The sequence below is a fragment of the Viridibacillus sp. FSL E2-0187 genome (genome assembly GCF_038006425.1).
Lineage (GTDB): Bacteria > Bacillota > Bacilli > Bacillales_A > Planococcaceae > Viridibacillus > Viridibacillus arvi.
Window position 1 is genome coordinate 1,240,228 of sequence record NZ_JBBOVG010000001.1, and the last position, 16,931, is coordinate 1,257,158.

Sequence of the window (16,931 nt, forward strand, 5' to 3'; positions counted from 1 at the left end):
GAACAAGTCTTTTTTTATATTCAAATGAATTTCACTAGTTTCTGTTTTACATAATAATAGTATTAATTAAGATATAAATGGAAAATAAAATAATTTAATGTAAAATAAGTAAAGTGTTAAGTTTTATATTTTTTACTAGAATCTAGTTTGGGAAATGGTGTTTTGGGGGAGAAAAAAATGAATTTTAGAGCTTTGGCAAAGATTACTTCAGCTTTTATAGTTATCTTCATGATTATTTTTATGATTAAAACGAATTTTATAGATAAAGATGAATCTGCTGAATCAGGACTTAAAATAAACGATGTTGCACCTGATTTTCAATTGAAAAATTTAGCCGGTGAACAAGTAAAATTATCAGATTATAGAGGACAAAAAGTACTACTCAATTTTTGGGCTTCATGGTGTCCACCTTGTAAAGAAGAAATTCCGTATATGCAAAAGTACTATGAAGAGTATGGAGAAAAAACTGGTACGGTAGTTCTTGCAGTAAATATGACTAGAGTAGAAAAAGGCGGTAAAGAAAAAATAGCGGAATTTGTTGAGAAAAATGAAATAACATTTCCAGTTTTAGTAGATGATAATGATGGGAAAGTTATGAAATTATATGATGTTCGTTCTTTTCCAACAACATATATAATAAATAGTGAGGGGGTAATTACTCAAAAAGTTAGAATGTCTTTAGACGATAAGAAAATCGAAGAAATTATAAATTAGAGTAATTAAATCTGTTAAAGTAAACAGATTTGTCATCAATCTTATTAACAATAGATAGTAGAATGTACTTGAATTGGAGGTATTTATTATGCAAATAGAAAACAGCACTTTTCCAATACTAGAAACTGATAGATTAATATTAAGAAAAGTTACAGAAGTTGATGCAAGTAGTGTTTTAAAATATATGTCTGATAATGAAGTAGTAAAGCATATTGGATTAGAACCTTTTAACACAGTTGTGGATGCAATGGATGAGATCACCTGGTATCAAACAATATTTGAACAGGGAACAGGAATTAGATGGGGGATTACTTTGAAAGAAAATAATGAAGTAATTGGCAGCTGTGGTTTTCTTAACAGGATCCCTAAGCATTTTCGTACAGAAATCGGTACTGAATTAAGCAAAGAATACTGGGGACAAGGTATTGCTAGCGAGGCATTTGAAGCTGTAATTAGATACGGGTTTGAAAACTTTAAACTTCAAAGGATTGAAGCGTTAATCGAACCTGAAAATATCGCATCACAAAAATTAGCTGAGAAGCAAGGCTTTATAAGAGAAGGATTGCTAAGAAATTATGAGTTTACTTGTGGTAAATTTGATGACTTATATATGTACTCACTGCTGAAGCAAGATTTCGATATAAAGGAATCATAAAATATAAAATCAGATAAGGACTTTCCTATTCAATAGAAGCCTCACTTTAATTTGCGCAACAAAAATCATTGAAATATTCTAACTATTGTGTTAAGTTAATTATCAAATATGAGGTGAATTATATGTTGCAAACAAAAATTTTAAGTAACACTTCACAATTCCATCATCACATGTAGTCTTGCTATCCGATTTTATAAAATCGCGCATAGGAAGACTATTTATATTGAACTGCATCGATAAAGGGAATCACTTTTATCAGGTGCAGTTTTTTTATTTTCACAAAATTAGGGGGAATTTCAAATGAGAAAAATGGATTATCAAAATGTTAAAGGTACACAAGATTATTTACCTGAAGCTGAAGTGATTAGAAGGAAAATTAGAAGAACGCTAGAGGACACATTTATACAATATGGCTGTAAACCACTTGAAACACCGATATTGAATTATACGGAGCTGATGGCTTCAAAGTACGGTGGTGGTGCAGAAATATTAGAGGAAATGTACACATTAACTGATCGAGGAGAGAGGGATTTAGCCCTTCGCTACGACTTAACGATTCCTTTTGCAAAAGTTGTCGCGATGAATCCCGCAATTAGAATGCCATTTAAGCGATATGAAATTGGTAAAGTTTTTCGAGATGGGCCAATAAAGACAGGACGATTCCGTGAGTTTACACAATGTGATGTAGATATCGTAGGAGTAGAATCTCAAATTGCTGAAGCAGAACTAATGGAGATGGCACTTTCCGCCTTTACCAAATTAGATTTGAAAATTGCCGTACAATATAACAATCGAAAGTTATTATCCGGAATGTTAGAAATGTTTGAAGTTCCTACTGACCAAATGAGTGCAGTGATATTAGTGTTGGATAAATTAGAGAAAGTGGGGGTTCCAGCGGTAAAGAAGGAGCTCAGTGAATTAGGTTTACCATTAACAGTAGTAGATTCCATCGAGTGTTTTTTAACTGATGAGAAAAATAAGACGATTAATTATTATGTGCCATTTTCTAAAGTGAATAACAATATTGAGCAGGGAGTAAATGAATTAAAAGCATTAGAATCATTCTTAGCATATTTGAAGATTTCGGAGCAATGTATTTTCAACCCGTTTTTAGCAAGAGGTTTGGAAATATATACGGGTACAATTTATGAACTATTTTTAGTCGACAAAACAATTAAATCGAGCATTGGTAGTGGTGGGAGATATGATAATGCTATTGCAGGGTTACTTGGTTCGGATCAATCTTTTTCAACTGTCGGCATATCTTTTGGATTGGATGTAATTTATACAGCTATCTCATTAAAAGATTCAAATGCATTAGAGGCTTCATTACTTGATTATTACATCATCCCAATGAACACATTAATGGAATCCTTATTAGTTGCAACCCGATTGAGAAAGAAGGGATACAAGGTGGAACTAGATATGAGTAATAAGAAAATTGGCAAAGCGTTAGACCGTGCGAATAGTGAAGGCATTCGAAATGTCATTATAGTAGGTGAGAATGAAATAGAGCTTAATCAAATAACTGTAAAAAATATGGAGACTGGTGAAACGAGAGTAGAGCCATTTCAATTTTCAAGCTAAGAAGACTTGCTACAAAAGACTCTGTTTTACTTGATTTTTGCTTTTTATCAGAAAAATAAGCATATTCGATATTAAGTCGAATATGCTTATTTTTCGTAGGGTGAACAATCCAATATAGTCCTTAGAATATAAGGTTGTATAAAATGAAACCAATAATTAATACTAAAATTAATATGCCTGTACCTTTCCACCCCATACCTCCTGTTAAATCAGTTAAATTCCCACTACTTCCTCTATTTAATGCATCGTGTATAGAACCAGAGGGATTATTTTTCAATTCACTTTGTCTTAAGCGTTCTCTTTTTTCTTCTGGTGTTTCTTTTAGACTCATATTCCCCTCACATTTCTGCCCATTTCTTAACAGTGGCTATTTGTTTTAACGCATTATAGATTAATATTCTACAAATATTCCGATAAGCCTTGTTATACAATCATTTCTTTTATTGTTATGGTAACGTTTTTCTAAAGCGACAGGATAATTGCTAGTAGCAAAAAGACATCTAACTTGACTAAAAAACAGAAAATAGATATGGTAGACAAATGATATCTATGATTAGGAGTGAATTATTAAGGTGAAATATTCAAAAGCAACGAATTACGCTCTTCATACCATGTTATATTTAGTCAATGTTACTCCTGAAAAGCATGTAGGTGTTCAGCAACTTGCAACACATCAAGATGTTTCAACTACGTATTTGTCAAAAATACTGACTAAACTTGCTAAGGCGGGGATGGTTGAATCAGTTTCTGGTGCCAATGGTGGATATAAATTAAAACCTAATTGGGAAGACATATCTTTTTTAGATATTATTCAAGCTATTGAAGGTCCTACATCCTTATTTGACTATTGTTTACATCATGATCCAAATTGCTTGATTCAAAAAGTTATTGTTTCAGCAGAAGAAAAGATGCTAGATGAATTAAGAAATCAAAAAATTGTAGACATAGCTAAACAAATGACAGAGGCTCGTTAAGCCCTGTTTTTTTACACTAATCATAGCTATTAAAGAGTATTAATATCTGTAATTAAAAATACCAAAAAGAACAGGGTGAAGAAAATGACTATTTTTGATTGTATTATTATTGGAGCAGGTCCTGCAGGATTAAGTGCCAGTTTAACATTAGGAAGAGCTAGAAGGAACATAGCAATATTTGATAACGGTACAAATAGAAACAGTGTGACACAGGAGTCACATGGATTCATCACTCGAGATGGCATTAAGCCACAAGAGTTTAAAGAAATAGGATTAAATGAATTAAAAAATTATCCATCGGTATCTTATTTCCAAAAAAAAATTACTGAAATTATCAAAGATTCTAGTGATGAACGATTTATAGCAAAAACAGAAGATGGCCAGGAATTTGTTGCAGAAAAAGTGATTTTAGCAACAGGGATTCAAGAAGTATTTTCCTTCCAGAGTGTACGCGAGTATTATGGGAAAAGCATCTTTAGCTGTCCATACTGTGATGGGTGGGAGCTTCGAGATAAGCCATTAGTTGTCATGGCAGATAATGAAGCGCATATAATGCATTTGGCTAAACTAGTATATAACTGGTCGAAAGATTTAGTAGTCTTAACTAACGGAGTAGAACTATCTAAAGATGGGGCTAGTATATTACAAAAGCGCAATATTAAAGTGAAAACGGAGCCGATTAAAAAATTAATAGGCGATGACGGTTACCTTCAAAAAATTGAGTTTGTATCAGGAGAAACGATATCAAGATCCGGTGGGTTTGTTGTACCTTCGTTTTATCGACCCAATCAATTTGTAGAGCAATTAGGATGTAGAGTGCATGAAAATGGAGTAGTAGAGACAGATGGTTCAAGTCGCACATCTCAAAAAAATGTGTATATTGCTGGTGAAACCGAAAAGTCAGGACCCTCTTCTTTAATGTTTGCTGCTGCTGATGGCAGTAAAGCTGCATTCTCTGTAAATATTGATCTTACTACGGAACGTTTTTGATTAAATTTACTGCAAAAATATACGGACTGTTTATGAAGTGTATTTTACAACAATGTTTATGAGCACATGCTGAAAAAAAAATAAATTTTATGGTAGGGATATTAAAATAATTATATAAATATTTCTTTTAGAAAAGTAAACCTCAATCTTTCAAAGAATGAATAAGTTAAGCTTATTTTTTTCTTTAGCTGATTTAGTAAGGATTGTAGCTTCTATAAAGAATAGGTTTCAACATAACAGAAAACCAGAGTTAATCTACAAAATAGGTACTTGTAGATTAAACTCTGGTTTTTATTTTTTGTAAATCCTAGAAAGTATATTTAATTCAAGTGTCATTGCATCAAGTTCTAACTCTATTTTACTGTCCACGATTCCCAATTCCTCACAACTAATTGATAGCTTATTTTCTGACCAACCATTAAATTTAATCGTATTCATTTTTATCGGACTGGCTAAAAGTTGCCTATTGTTAATCGTTTCACCTATTTTTTCAATATTGTAATAGTCGGCTATAATGAAATCTCCAAAGGGTGTTACTGTTAAATCTTGGTATGTGTTTGTTGACTCATAATCAGTTATTTCGCCACTTACACAATCAATTTCATATAGATAATCAAAAGTAGCAACTAGAACCTTATTATGCTTACTAGATAATGCAACTGCTTGTTGTGCCCCTCTAAATTGACCGCACCATTCATTATAATTCTCATCTTTAAATTTGATCCAAGTCCAGTCTTGAGAATTCCACGGATTTGAAATGTCATAAATCCTCTCTTTGAATTGTCCCGAATATGGTTGTTCTATTATTTCAGCTTTGGTTATCAATCCGTTCACCTTCCAAAGTAAGTATGTGTCATCCCTTATTTATTTTGACTGTCCTTTATTGCAATAGCAACAATCTTTGAGAAAACATCCTTTTCTGTTAATGATTTGGGTTTTATGTATAGTTCGCTATTAACATATATAGTAAAATTAAATTAAGTTTGGAAAAGAAATTAGAGGGGTGTATAGATGAGTATTAAGTTTGAGGATTTTTACCAAGAAGAATTGACAATAGACGATATACAAGATGCAATGGCAAAGGGCACAGTAACTTCAAAAGAGTTAACGATGTACTATCTTGATAGAATAGCAAAATATGATCAAGGTGGGCCTAAAATTAATTCGATACTTGAAATAAATCCTGAAGCAATCTTCATAGCAGAAGCATTAGATCACGAAAGAACGATCAAAGGGGCTAGAGGACCTTTGCACGGAATTCCAGTTGTCTTAAAAGACAATATTGAAACGAATGATTATATGCATACGAGTGCAGGGACACTAGCACTCGAAAATTACTGTAGTTCAACAGATGCTTTTCTAGTGGATAAATTGCGACAAGCTGGAGCTGTTATCTTAGGCAAGGCGAATATGACAGAACTAGCAAATGCAATGTCGACGACAATGTGGGCTGGCTATAGTGCTAGAGGAGGGCAAGTATTGAATCCTTACGGTGACCCCAATCTATTTGTAGGTGGTTCAAGCTCAGGATCGGCAGTAGCAGTAGCAGCAAACTTTTCGGTTTTAGCGATAGGAACTGAAACTGATGGATCAATTCTTAGTCCAGCTACCCTGAATTCTGTCGTAGGTATTAAACCAACCGTTGGACTAATCAGTCGAAAAGGAATTATTCCATTTACATATTCGCAGGATACAGCTGGTCCCTTTGCAAGAACTGTAAGAGATGCAGCGATTTTGCTAGGAGCAATGGTTAGTGTTGATGAGCAAGATCCAGCTACACATAAATTAAAAGAAATAAAAATTGAGGATTATACGAGTTATTTACATATTGATGGTCTAAAAGGAGCTAGGATTGGAGTCTTTACACATGGTTCTGACGGATTTTATAACTCAGATGAATATGATGGAGAGTTATTTGAAAATGCAGTTCAAACATTACATGATCAAGGTGCAACAGTAGTGAAAGATATTGAAATTCCCGCGTTTCATAGAGAACGTAATGGTGCTGTTCTTTTATATGAACTAAAGCACAGCCTCGACAACTATTTATCGAAACTTCCACCACAACAACCTGTACATTCTTTTAGTGAACTAATTCAGTTCAACAAAGATCATGCAGATCGAGCGTTAAAGAATGGGCAAGACAGATTAGAACAACGTGAACATCTACCAAATACTTTAAGTAATCCAGAATATTTATCGGCGCGCTTAGAGGATATCTATTTTTCTGAGCAACAAGGAATTGGCTTTGCATTAAAGAAATACAATTTAGATGCCGTTCTATTTCCATCATATTTAGGCTCAACTGTGTCAGCAAAAGCGGGTTATCCAACGATTGCAGTACCAGCTGGTTATATGGAATCAGGAAGACCATTCGGTATTACTTTTGCGAGCACATCATTTAACGAAGGTAAATTGATCAAACTGGCTTATGCCTTTGAACAAGCTACTAAACATAGAAAAGTACCGAATATTTATTAGGGTCTAATCGGAGAAGTATACAACTCCATTACTTTATAATAATTATCATTTCTAAAAAATAGTTACTAAAAAAGGGGATTAGAAATATGGGGAAAACTCTTCCAGTCACTCAAACGAATATACTCCTACTTATAGATAAAACAGAAAGAGGGACTCTATGCAACCGTCGAAAAAACCAACTAATAAGAAACGAGTGAAAAATGTAAAACCAAAACAACGTGCCAATCTTTCATTTCGTATGAATATACTTTTCTTCGCAATCTTTGTTTTATTTTCTTCACTTATTTTACGTTTGGGTTATATGCAAATTGTAAAAGGAGAAGATTATGTTACAGAATTGGCAAAAAATGAAGAAGTAACAGTTAATACTAGTGTTCCTAGAGGGCGTATTTACGATAGGCTTGGTCGGGTTTTAGTAGATAACGAACCAAAGAATGCGATTACTTATACGAAAATGCAAACGACGACAACTAAAGAAATGTTAAAAACTGCAAAAAAACTGACTAAACTTATAAAAATGGATACAAAATCAATAACTGAGCGGGATAAGAAGGATTATTGGATTATACTTCATAATGAAGAGGCGAATGCCAAAGTAAGTAAAAAGGAAAAGCTTGAAATACATACTGATACTGAACTTTCGACTGCAGAACAACAAGCTAAAATAGACATTTTAATACGTAAGCGCATAAAGAATAAAGAGTTAGAATCATTTTCTAAATCAGATTTACAAGTATTGGCGATTTTCAGATTGATGGCTTCGGGCTACTACTTGTCTCCACAAATTATTAAAAGTGATAATGTATCAGATAAAGAATTTGCTGTTGTATCTGAACGTTTGACAGACTTACCAGGCGTTAACACAACAACGGATTGGTCACGTGTGAAAAACTCAACGTTAAGTATTTTAGGATCCACAACTACACCAGCAGAGGGTATTCCAAAGGATAAGCTGAAATATTATATAGCACGTGATTATTCACGTAATGACCGTGTTGGGAAAAGTTATATTGAAGCTCAATATGAAGAGCAATTACAGGGCAAGAAAGCCGTTGTAAAAAATGATACAAACGGAAAGGGGCAAGTTGTAGAGACCAAGACAACATCAGAGGGCTCTCCAGGTGATGAATTAATATTAACAATTGATAGTGAATTACATGCTAGTTTGGATAAGATTGTTGAAAAACAATTACTAGCTGCCAAAGCACAAAGCGGATCGTCATTGCTCGATCGTGCCTTTCTAGTTATGATGAATCCAAATACAGGTGAAGTATTATCAATGGTTGGTAAAAAAATAGAGACAGATGAAGAAGGTAAAACAGTAGTAAATGATTATGCCATTGGGACATTTACCTCTGCATATGAAGTAGGATCAGTTGTTAAACCGGCTACAATTTTGACCGGTTATTCATTAGATGCAATTAATATAGGTGACAAGTTAATCGATACGCCTATTAAGATAGGAGATACAATCAAGCAATCTATCTTTAATCCTTCAGGTTCAATTATGCTCGATGATTTAACAGCACTTGAACGCTCGTCTAACGTTTATATGTTTAGAGTGGCGATGAAAATTGCTGGTGTAAATTATGTACCTGGAGCAGGGTTAGCAGTACAACAAAAGGATTTTACAAAGATTCGTAATTCGTTTGCGCAATTTGGTTTAGGAGTTCAAACCGGAATTGATTTACCTGGTGAATTTGAAGGGGTGAAAGGAACTGAAACGCTATCTGGTAAACTACTTGATTTAGTAATAGGTCAGTATGATACTTTTACGCCTCTACAGTTAGCGCAATTTGTGTCGACAATAGCTAATGATGGAAAGCGTATTAAACCCCATGTCGTAAAGGAAATACGTGAAGCATCTGAAGATGGAAAAATATTAGGACCTATAGTAAATGATATTCAACCAACTGTATTAAATACAATAGATAATACGCAAGAAGAAATTAATCATGTAAAGAATGGTATGCATCGCGTTTACTTTGGAAGCCAAGGTTCAGCAGCTAGTAGCTTCCGTGATGCGGATTTCGATGCAGCAGGTAAAACAGGTACAGCACAAGTGGTTTATTATGGAGATGGAAAAAAGACAGATACTTTAACACTAACTCATATTGGTTTTGCGCCATATGATAACCCGGAAATTTCCTATGCAGTAGTTGTACCATGGGTGACAACAAACTCATCTATAGACAAGTCCATTAACAATATCATCGCGCGTCAAGCTGTAGATAAATACTTTGAAATCCAAAAGAAAAATACTAAAAAGACTGGACAATTAGTAGGAAAAAAAATTAGAAAGCCAGTATCTGATGAAAAAATCGATGAAGAGGAAGCTGGGAATCTTTGACGTTTTATCTGAGTAATATTTATTGGAACTACTGAAAAAGAATGTGTCGGGAAATTGTAACCAATTATTTATATGTTAAAAGAGGGAGAGATTTCAATGCAATTATTATTCCATTATAACTGGTTAGTAAGAGAAGAATGGTACAGCTGGTGTGAGGATCTAACAGAAGAAGAACTTCTAAAGAATCGTACTGGAGGGGTAGGTAGTATATTACAAACACTCTTTCATATAGTTGATGTGGAGTGGAGCTGGATACGACTAATACAAGGTAAAGAGGATTTTCAAGAGAATTTTGATGATTATAAGAGTATAAGCAAGGTTCGAGAATTAGACGCTAGATTTCATAAGGAAGTAGAAGAGTTTGTAAACAACTGGGATAAGAACATGGAAAGTAATAAATTTTACGATCTACAATCAGATGGCAGTCATTCAATAGACACTTGGGGTGAAGTGATGCGACATGTTATTGCTCATGAAATTCATCACATCGGCCAATTGTCCGTTTGGGCTAGGGAAATAGGGAAGAAGCCCGTATCAGCAAACTTTATCGGCAGGGGACTCGGCACTCATTAAAATTATTAAAGACCAAAGTTATAGTTCAAGTAAAGTTTCATAGAGATTCATTAAGAAAGAGTATCCGCTTTATATTTCTTATGATTCCAACAAAAATAGATGCAGAAGCAGGCATTCCTATTAGGAACGTTTTTATGAGTGAGCGCTTATTAGTACAAGAGGAAGTGTTGTAAAAATAGAGCCATAGTAATTACTGATTGTTAGATGAACCTATTGCATAAAATGTATCTTAATCCTCTAAAAGAAAGAAGGAGATACAAAATGAAAGGTAATAGATGTTTAATATTTACTATACTCTTTTTCTTTGCCCTTCTCAGTTCTTCAACTGTTCATGCACAAATTTTGAGTTACCCATTTGTCGTTTGGGATGGAAAAGTATATGAAGTGTCTGAAGTAGTTTTGCTAGATGAAAAAATTGGCAATGTCATAGGAAAAGTAAATACAAAACCAAATGACTCATCAGGAGACTATTATGGTAATGCATCAAATATGTTTGAAATTGGCACGAAATATTATGAGATAAGCGGAGTTTCAATGGCAGATGCTATTGCAGTAGAAAATGAAAAAGGACATTTCATACAAGCTGATTATGTAGAAAAAGCAATAGAGCAACCAATGAGTATGTTGCAAAAAGGATTAGTAAATGTATCAATCTTCGCTATACTTATTATGATCCTAGGTTTTAGGTATGGGTTGAAGAGAACTAAAAAAGAGAACTAAATTAGCTTGAAAAAATATCGAAGAATAAAAAATTGAAAGTAAAGCAAGGGATTCTTATAGCAATTTAATATGAATCCCTTTGCCATATAAACTTATAAAAGTTTACTCTTCGAAATAAACTCTTATCCTACTTAACTTCTAATACCTTATCTAAATATGCAACGATCTCTTCTTTTCCACCTTTAATAGATAAAGCTCGGACTTCATCTTTTTCCAATTTCTCTTGTGCTTTTTGAGCGACTTCTTTTTCTTGGCCTTGTGGAATGACGACAACACCGTCTGCATCTCCAATAATGAAATCACCCGGTTGTACACTAAAACCACCTATTGCGATAGGAACTTGAATTACACCGCCTCCAAATTTATTGCCTGCAGCAACGGTTGTTCCTAGACTAAAGACAGGAAAGTCCAAGTCGCGTACTGCTTGGATATCTCGAATCACACCATCAACTACTAGCCCCTGAATCCCGACCCCTTTCATCATAGAAACAATGAAATCTCCAGCAACGGCACGATTTGTATCCCCTTTAGCATCAACGACTAAAATATCTCCTGGCTGTGCAATACGTATAGCTTCTAGTAAAGCACCATTTTCACCAATCGGTAAACGAACTGTAACTGCACGACCAGCTATATGATACTGATCTTTTAAAGGTTTAATCGCTGCATTTAAATTCGTTGTTCCTGCAAGTGCATCAGAAACCGCGGTTGTTGGTAAAGTGTGTAATAATGTTTCGGTATCAATCATGAAAAAAACCTCCTTGTATTAGAATATTGTTATTCATATTATAGGTTGAGTAGATAATATGACAATAGATTCTAGACAGAAGGGTGAGTATTGCCTGCGAAAAGGGGATATGGATGGATGAGTAATAAATTGTTTTTTGAGGAATGTATGTGATCAAACAATTTATTATTGAAGTAGTAATTCGTGAGTAATTGAACAATTAAAATAGCTTTAGAATAAGTTGATAATGCTAGGTTATAAAAAAGGAATTATTGTTTAGCATATTGAAATGAATTATATACATACCTTTAAGAGGGAGGGATATTGTGAAGGCGAATAATATTCGAAATTGGAAAACTATCACCATAGCATTATTGAGTCTACTAACTAGTACCATATTAATAGGTTGCGAAAATAATGATGATATACAACAAACTCAAAGTACGAAAAAAGAAGTTGAAATTGATACTAACAATGATCAGCATAATATTTTAGAATACACTAGCGAATTAGAGTCGCTACAAATGCAAACAGAATATATGAATGTGCAAAATCAATATTTAGTGAATGTTATTAAAAAAATGATGAAGAATTTTTCTAATGAAGAAATGCTAGAGTTTTCTAAGGACCAGTTTGTATATGAGTTACAAGTTAATGGAGAATCTATTCCCAAAAATGGACAATTAACAATTCCAGAAGGAGATGTGGAAATTTTATTATTGGAAAAAGGTTTGGGGTACGATTTTTTACCACCTAAATGGTTAGAGAAAGGGAAATTGAGTGGGGACTATATTGATCATATATTGAATTTTGATACTACAAATTGGACGCCATTGGGAACTGATGGCACAGTTGCTACAGCACAAGGTTATAAAACTACAAATATGAAAGAAGGAGAACGTGTATCCTTAAATATTACTGATGATTTGAAAGAACGATTAAGTCTTTCAACTAATAAAATACAAATTGATGTAAACTAAGTTTCAATTTATTTAGCGTTGACGAAAAACGAATTTTAGGAAATTAATTAATAAAGAGTGTAAATGAAAGTTTATAAAGAAGCAGGAGAAATCAGTTTCTAATAAGTTTCATAGCATATAAAAGTGATGGAACATGCCATTACTTTTTTTTATGTCCAGAACATTACATTACGTTAAAAGTAATGAAATCGTGTATTAGTTATACTTATGTCTAAAGTTTCAGATTATTAAAATCTTAAGTATGTTATAATTATTAACGAAAATTTTTACAATAAAAAAATCAAGGAGAGGTGTAAATGAAAAAAATTATCCGTTACTTCGTATTGGTTGTATTGTTATTTTCTTTTGTAACTCCAGTTGCTGATGCAGCAAGTAAGATTACGGTTTCTGCAAAGCTTAGTAAAAGTACGCTTAAGTACAACGGTTCTGCAAAAGTTAATTATAGTGTTAAGAAAAATGGGAAGATCGTAAAGAAACCAAAAGTGTCTTTTAGTTCCTCTAATAAGAATATTGTGACTGTTTCTAGTAAAGGTGTAGTGAAATCTAAAAACGTCGGTAAAGCCTATGTGTACGTAAAAGCATATGGTAAAAAAGTTAAATTGCCTGTCACTGTTTCTAGGAAAGTATGGAGCATTGAGGGGAAATATAAAGGAAGAAAAGTAGATACATCTTTTGGCAATAAATATGTTTCAGCGGGCTCATCTCTTTATGATTTAAAAAATGGGCATCTAGTAAAATCTTTTGCTAAGAATAGCAGTAAGAGTAATTCTATTTTCTTTTCGAAAAAAGGATTAGTTCATTATGATGGTAGTATTTTTAATTACTACAATTTCAAATTTAATTCATATAATAAATTCAAATTGTTTAACCCTAACAATGATTACTTCTTCGATGTAAAAAATGGGGTATCGTATGCTAGTCAGAATAAGAGCAAAGGGAAAGTTGTAAATTCGGACTTAGATGTGGTGGAAATAGATGATGTTGAAACAGGAAGAAACGCAGCAGCACTTTCTGTAGATGGTTCAATATTAGCTACATCCTATGATGATACTCGTGTTGTTTTAAATGATACAAAAACAGGGAATGTTATAAAAGAATTTAAAATCGATAATAAAGAAGTAAGAAGTATTACGTTTACAAAAGATAATAATAAATTATTATTAAGTGTTACAAACGTTGAAGAAGAAGATTTTATGGTCTACGTGTATGATACAGATAAAAATGTAGTTCTTAAAAAATTCGGAGGACCTTATGGCGTTATTGGGGAAGTTAAAATCAGTCCTGATGGAAAAAGAATTGCTCTTCTGGACATGAGAGGCGTTAAAATGTATGACAGTTCATATAAATTATTATATGAACTTAAAATGATTGATAAAACTAGTATGAACTTCACTAAGGACAGCAAATATCTTATCGTAGCTGGCGGAGATGTTACAAAGTATTACGTGAAATAGTAATTACTACTAATCTGATTGCATATGGAAAGTTAGGATGGGAAAAATGAGTCGAACTTTAATAGTGAATCTTGTTGGTTGGATATATTTACTGTTTCTAACGATAATTCAATTTTTCTTTTTGGAACAATATCCATTTTTTATAAATGGTTTCAGTGGATTCATCTTTTTACTCATTGGACTAACTTTAGTTTTTTATAAGCCTAGAGAGAAAAAATAGATTTAAGTAATTACTCACAGAATTAGAAGAGATGTATTTTCTTAACTTAATAGCTGACTCCAGTGTATTACTGGAGTCTTTTTTATTTGGATTTATATATCGATGAATTAACAAAATCAATTATTAATAATAAGATTAATAATTTTTGTAGCATCTGAAATCTTGTAAATTGTATGCGTGTCTATTTCATCCATAATAATCGCTGTATTATTATCTAAGTCTAGCCATAAGAAATATAGGTGATTATCTATTTGTATACGATACTGTGGCTCCATAAATCTACAACACCATTCATTTTCTTAGCATTTTTAAACAATTTTTGTACAATAGCGATGTCTGAAGTATTCGTAATTGTTTGGACTGTATCAGGTTTCACTTTTGTAAAATCAATTGCCTCTTGAACTTTAATTGCTTTCGCCAATTCTTCACTTTTCTTATTGTTACAAGCACTCAAAAAAACGACTAATCCCATCATCAAAAACAGATGTTTCATCTTCATAACAAATTCCCTCACTCTAAGCATAATTGTCTAATATGTATAAAAATATAGATTCTTTTGCTAAATACAACTAAGTTTTCAATATAAAAATATACAAAAAAGAAGAGCAGGCCATTTTATTTGGTTCTGCTCAATAGTTGTAACATGGTATCTCTATTATTATATTTTCAAAGTTTCTTCCTGGTTTTTAATTTCTTTAATGAAATAATCATAAAAAGCATTTTCCATTAGTAGCCCCTTATTATAAAGGTCTACCATACAGTTCTCCAAATCTCGAGATTCAACATCTCCAATTTGAGAGTTTACTGCACTACTAAGTGAGCTTGCTAGTCTTTTCGCAGATTCCGCCATACCAGATTGATCAATAGGTTTAATAGCGTCTTCAGGAATGTCGAAAAGCAACATATCCCCATCTTCAAAAGGCTTAATGGAGTAAGTATTCTTTCTTACACTGTAGTCCCAAATAATAGCTTTTTGTCCTTCATGTATTACTCGTTGATTTAACTCAAACTTCATTCTTAAACCACCTCCATACATATATAATAACCTTTTAAACCAATATATTACAAATGTGATAACTGATAGTATGTAAGTATTATCAGTGCAGGGATATTGTCTAGAGAATAAACTAATGACTTCATACTAATTGAATAGGTTTATGTGTTCATTAATTGTAATATTATTCAAATATTATGATGATTAAATTCTATATTTAACAAAAATATAATACTATATACTTCTTCTAGTAGTATGAAAGGAGGGGGTATTCAAATACTTGGATAAACGGCATTAAATATTTGGTAGGTACGAAAGTAGGGAATGAAATATGGAGCAATTAATTGGACTAGCATTAATATTATTTTTTGTAGTGAATCTAGTAGCAGGAGTTATTATTGTATATAAAGAAAATAAGACAGAAAATAGGTCTTTTTTCAAAGCTTTTATTTTTTTATCAATTGATTTTATTTCGGACACTTATGGTTTTTATGTTGCGATAGTAATGGGATCACTTTTATTCGGCATCTTGTTAGTGTTTTATTAATAGTTATATAAAAAAGCAGTCATTACAAACCTTAATAAAACATTTACGAATGATTAATACTGCCATGCTATATTAGGGTGTACTTACAACATCTTAATAGAAGGGAATTTCTTACGATGAGCAAAGTTAAACATGTAAGGATTCAAATGATTGAAGAGCTACTCAAGACAAATAAAAAAGTCTTCGTTAAGGTGCTTTCAGAATATTTACGAGTTTCACCAGAAACTATTCGCCGAGACTTAGATGAACTGGCTCAGATGAAACTTGTCAATCGTTTTCATGGTGGAGCCACTTTGTATAAAAAAGTTGAAAAGGAGCCTGTTTTTGAACAAAAGCTTCAATCAAATAGTATTGCGAAAAAAAGAATCGCTAAAGAAGCAGCAACACGTATCGAAAATGGTGATATTATCGCAGTTGACGTTGGATCCACAACAGTCCACCTAGCATCTTATATTAGTGGCAAAGATATCACGATAGTGACGAACTCCATAATAGCAGCCGATGCATTTAGCCAAGCATTAGAACGTCAACAATTCACAGGAAAGATCATCTTACTTGGTGGATATACAAATCCAACACAGCGCTCAGTACATGGTGCTTTGACATTAAACCTAATAGATAATTTTCAATTCAATAAATCGTTTATCTCCTGTGGAGGCTTACTCGAACAAGGTATTTATGACTTTGATTTAGACGAAACATTAGTATCTTCTAAAATGATTCGTAATGCTCAGCAAGCTATTCTACTTGTGGATGGTTCCAAAGTTAACATATCATCTCTTGTGAAATTTGGAGATGTGGTAGATATTCATGAAATAATTAGTGATGTAGTATACCCAAGCAAGTGGAATCGTTTTAAATACATATGGACAAAGGTACAAGTTTGAAAACAGTAATGCGTTTTTCGCATTACTGTTTTTTTGTGCGTTTTTTACATAAAACAAAAAGAAGTGTATTGAAACAAA

General features: G+C 32.9%; 18 protein-coding genes. 13 read left to right on the plus strand and 5 right to left on the minus strand.

From position 1 onward, the window contains the following. The first annotated feature begins 177 nt into the window (after positions 1–177). The 3 genes from MHH85_RS06075 to MHH85_RS06085 all read left to right on the plus strand — a co-directional run bounded on the left by MHH85_RS06075 (position 178) and on the right by MHH85_RS06085 (position 2,956). Complete coding sequence (locus tag MHH85_RS06075; protein WP_340706291.1) at positions 178–714, plus strand: peroxiredoxin family protein; 537 nt, start codon at positions 178–180, stop codon at positions 712–714. 88 nt (positions 715–802) lie between these two features. Further along, positions 803–1,369 (plus strand): GNAT family N-acetyltransferase, encoded by a 567-nt coding sequence (locus tag MHH85_RS06080; RefSeq protein WP_340706292.1) that lies wholly within the window; start codon positions 803–805, stop codon positions 1,367–1,369. 300 nt (positions 1,370–1,669) lie between these two features. Then, the gene (locus MHH85_RS06085; protein WP_340706293.1) at positions 1,670–2,956 is read left to right on the plus strand and encodes a histidine--tRNA ligase; all 1,287 of its coding nucleotides are present in this window, start codon (positions 1,670–1,672) and stop codon (positions 2,954–2,956) included. A gap of 121 nt (positions 2,957–3,077) precedes the next feature. Here the strand turns inward: MHH85_RS06085 and MHH85_RS06090 are convergent, their stop codons facing one another. After that, positions 3,078–3,287: a DUF6366 family protein gene (locus MHH85_RS06090; RefSeq protein WP_340706294.1), complete on the minus strand. Its 210-nt coding sequence runs from the start codon at positions 3,285–3,287 to the stop codon at positions 3,078–3,080. A gap of 241 nt (positions 3,288–3,528) precedes the next feature. Here MHH85_RS06090 and MHH85_RS06095 point away from each other — a divergent pair, with 241 nt between their 5' ends. Next, entirely contained in the window at positions 3,529–3,930 is a 402-nt protein-coding gene (locus MHH85_RS06095; RefSeq protein ID WP_193740176.1) for an Rrf2 family transcriptional regulator, read from the plus strand. An 84-nt stretch (positions 3,931–4,014) separates the two neighbouring features. Beyond that, positions 4,015–4,920 carry an NAD(P)/FAD-dependent oxidoreductase gene (locus tag MHH85_RS06100; RefSeq protein WP_193740175.1) on the plus strand — a complete coding sequence of 302 codons (906 nt, stop codon included), beginning with the start codon at positions 4,015–4,017 and terminating at the stop codon, positions 4,918–4,920. Positions 4,921–5,211: 291 nt separating this feature from the next. Here MHH85_RS06100 and MHH85_RS06105 read toward each other — a convergent pair whose 3' ends face one another. Then, positions 5,212–5,745 (minus strand): hypothetical protein, encoded by a 534-nt coding sequence (locus MHH85_RS06105; RefSeq protein ID WP_340706295.1) that lies wholly within the window; start codon positions 5,743–5,745, stop codon positions 5,212–5,214. A 186-nt stretch (positions 5,746–5,931) separates the two neighbouring features. Here MHH85_RS06105 and MHH85_RS06110 point away from each other — a divergent pair, with 186 nt between their 5' ends. The 4 genes from MHH85_RS06110 (at position 5,932) to MHH85_RS06125 (ending at position 11,044) form a co-directional block, all read left to right on the plus strand. Continuing rightward, positions 5,932–7,401, plus strand: a complete 1,470-nt coding sequence (locus MHH85_RS06110; RefSeq protein WP_340706296.1) for an amidase family protein — start codon at positions 5,932–5,934, stop codon at positions 7,399–7,401. Between the two features lie 157 nt (positions 7,402–7,558). Continuing rightward, on the plus strand, positions 7,559–9,751 hold the full coding sequence (locus MHH85_RS06115; RefSeq protein ID WP_340706297.1) for a peptidoglycan D,D-transpeptidase FtsI family protein: 2,193 nt from the start codon (positions 7,559–7,561) through the stop codon (positions 9,749–9,751). Between the two features lie 96 nt (positions 9,752–9,847). Then, entirely contained in the window at positions 9,848–10,324 is a 477-nt protein-coding gene (locus MHH85_RS06120) for a DinB family protein (protein ID WP_340706298.1), read from the plus strand. 261 nt (positions 10,325–10,585) lie between these two features. Further along, complete coding sequence (locus MHH85_RS06125) at positions 10,586–11,044, plus strand: hypothetical protein (protein WP_340706299.1); 459 nt, start codon at positions 10,586–10,588, stop codon at positions 11,042–11,044. A gap of 127 nt (positions 11,045–11,171) precedes the next feature. Here MHH85_RS06125 and MHH85_RS06130 read toward each other — a convergent pair whose 3' ends face one another. Continuing rightward, a complete protein-coding gene (locus MHH85_RS06130) occupies positions 11,172–11,792 on the minus strand; it encodes an RraA family protein (RefSeq protein WP_340706300.1) in 621 nt (206 codons plus the stop codon). Positions 11,793–12,097: 305 nt separating this feature from the next. On the opposite strand from MHH85_RS06130, the gene MHH85_RS06135 reads away from it, so the two are divergent. Both MHH85_RS06135 and MHH85_RS06140 read left to right on the plus strand, forming a co-directional pair. After that, entirely contained in the window at positions 12,098–12,751 is a 654-nt protein-coding gene (locus MHH85_RS06135; protein WP_340706301.1) for a hypothetical protein, read from the plus strand. A gap of 296 nt (positions 12,752–13,047) precedes the next feature. After that, on the plus strand, positions 13,048–14,205 hold the full coding sequence (locus MHH85_RS06140; RefSeq protein ID WP_340706302.1) for a WD40 repeat domain-containing protein: 1,158 nt from the start codon (positions 13,048–13,050) through the stop codon (positions 14,203–14,205). A gap of 467 nt (positions 14,206–14,672) precedes the next feature. Here the strand turns inward: MHH85_RS06140 and MHH85_RS06145 are convergent, their stop codons facing one another. Beyond that, positions 14,673–14,924: a hypothetical protein gene (locus MHH85_RS06145; RefSeq protein WP_340706303.1), complete on the minus strand. Its 252-nt coding sequence runs from the start codon at positions 14,922–14,924 to the stop codon at positions 14,673–14,675. A gap of 159 nt (positions 14,925–15,083) precedes the next feature. Next, positions 15,084–15,440 (minus strand): hypothetical protein, encoded by a 357-nt coding sequence (locus MHH85_RS06150; RefSeq protein WP_193740163.1) that lies wholly within the window; start codon positions 15,438–15,440, stop codon positions 15,084–15,086. A 310-nt stretch (positions 15,441–15,750) separates the two neighbouring features. Here MHH85_RS06150 and MHH85_RS06155 point away from each other — a divergent pair, with 310 nt between their 5' ends. Next, entirely contained in the window at positions 15,751–15,966 is a 216-nt protein-coding gene (locus tag MHH85_RS06155) for a hypothetical protein (protein WP_193740162.1), read from the plus strand. Between the two features lie 116 nt (positions 15,967–16,082). After that, positions 16,083–16,853, plus strand: coding sequence for a DeoR/GlpR family DNA-binding transcription regulator (locus MHH85_RS06160; RefSeq protein WP_340706304.1), 771 nt, complete (start codon positions 16,083–16,085; stop codon positions 16,851–16,853). Positions 16,854–16,931 lie beyond the last annotated feature (78 nt).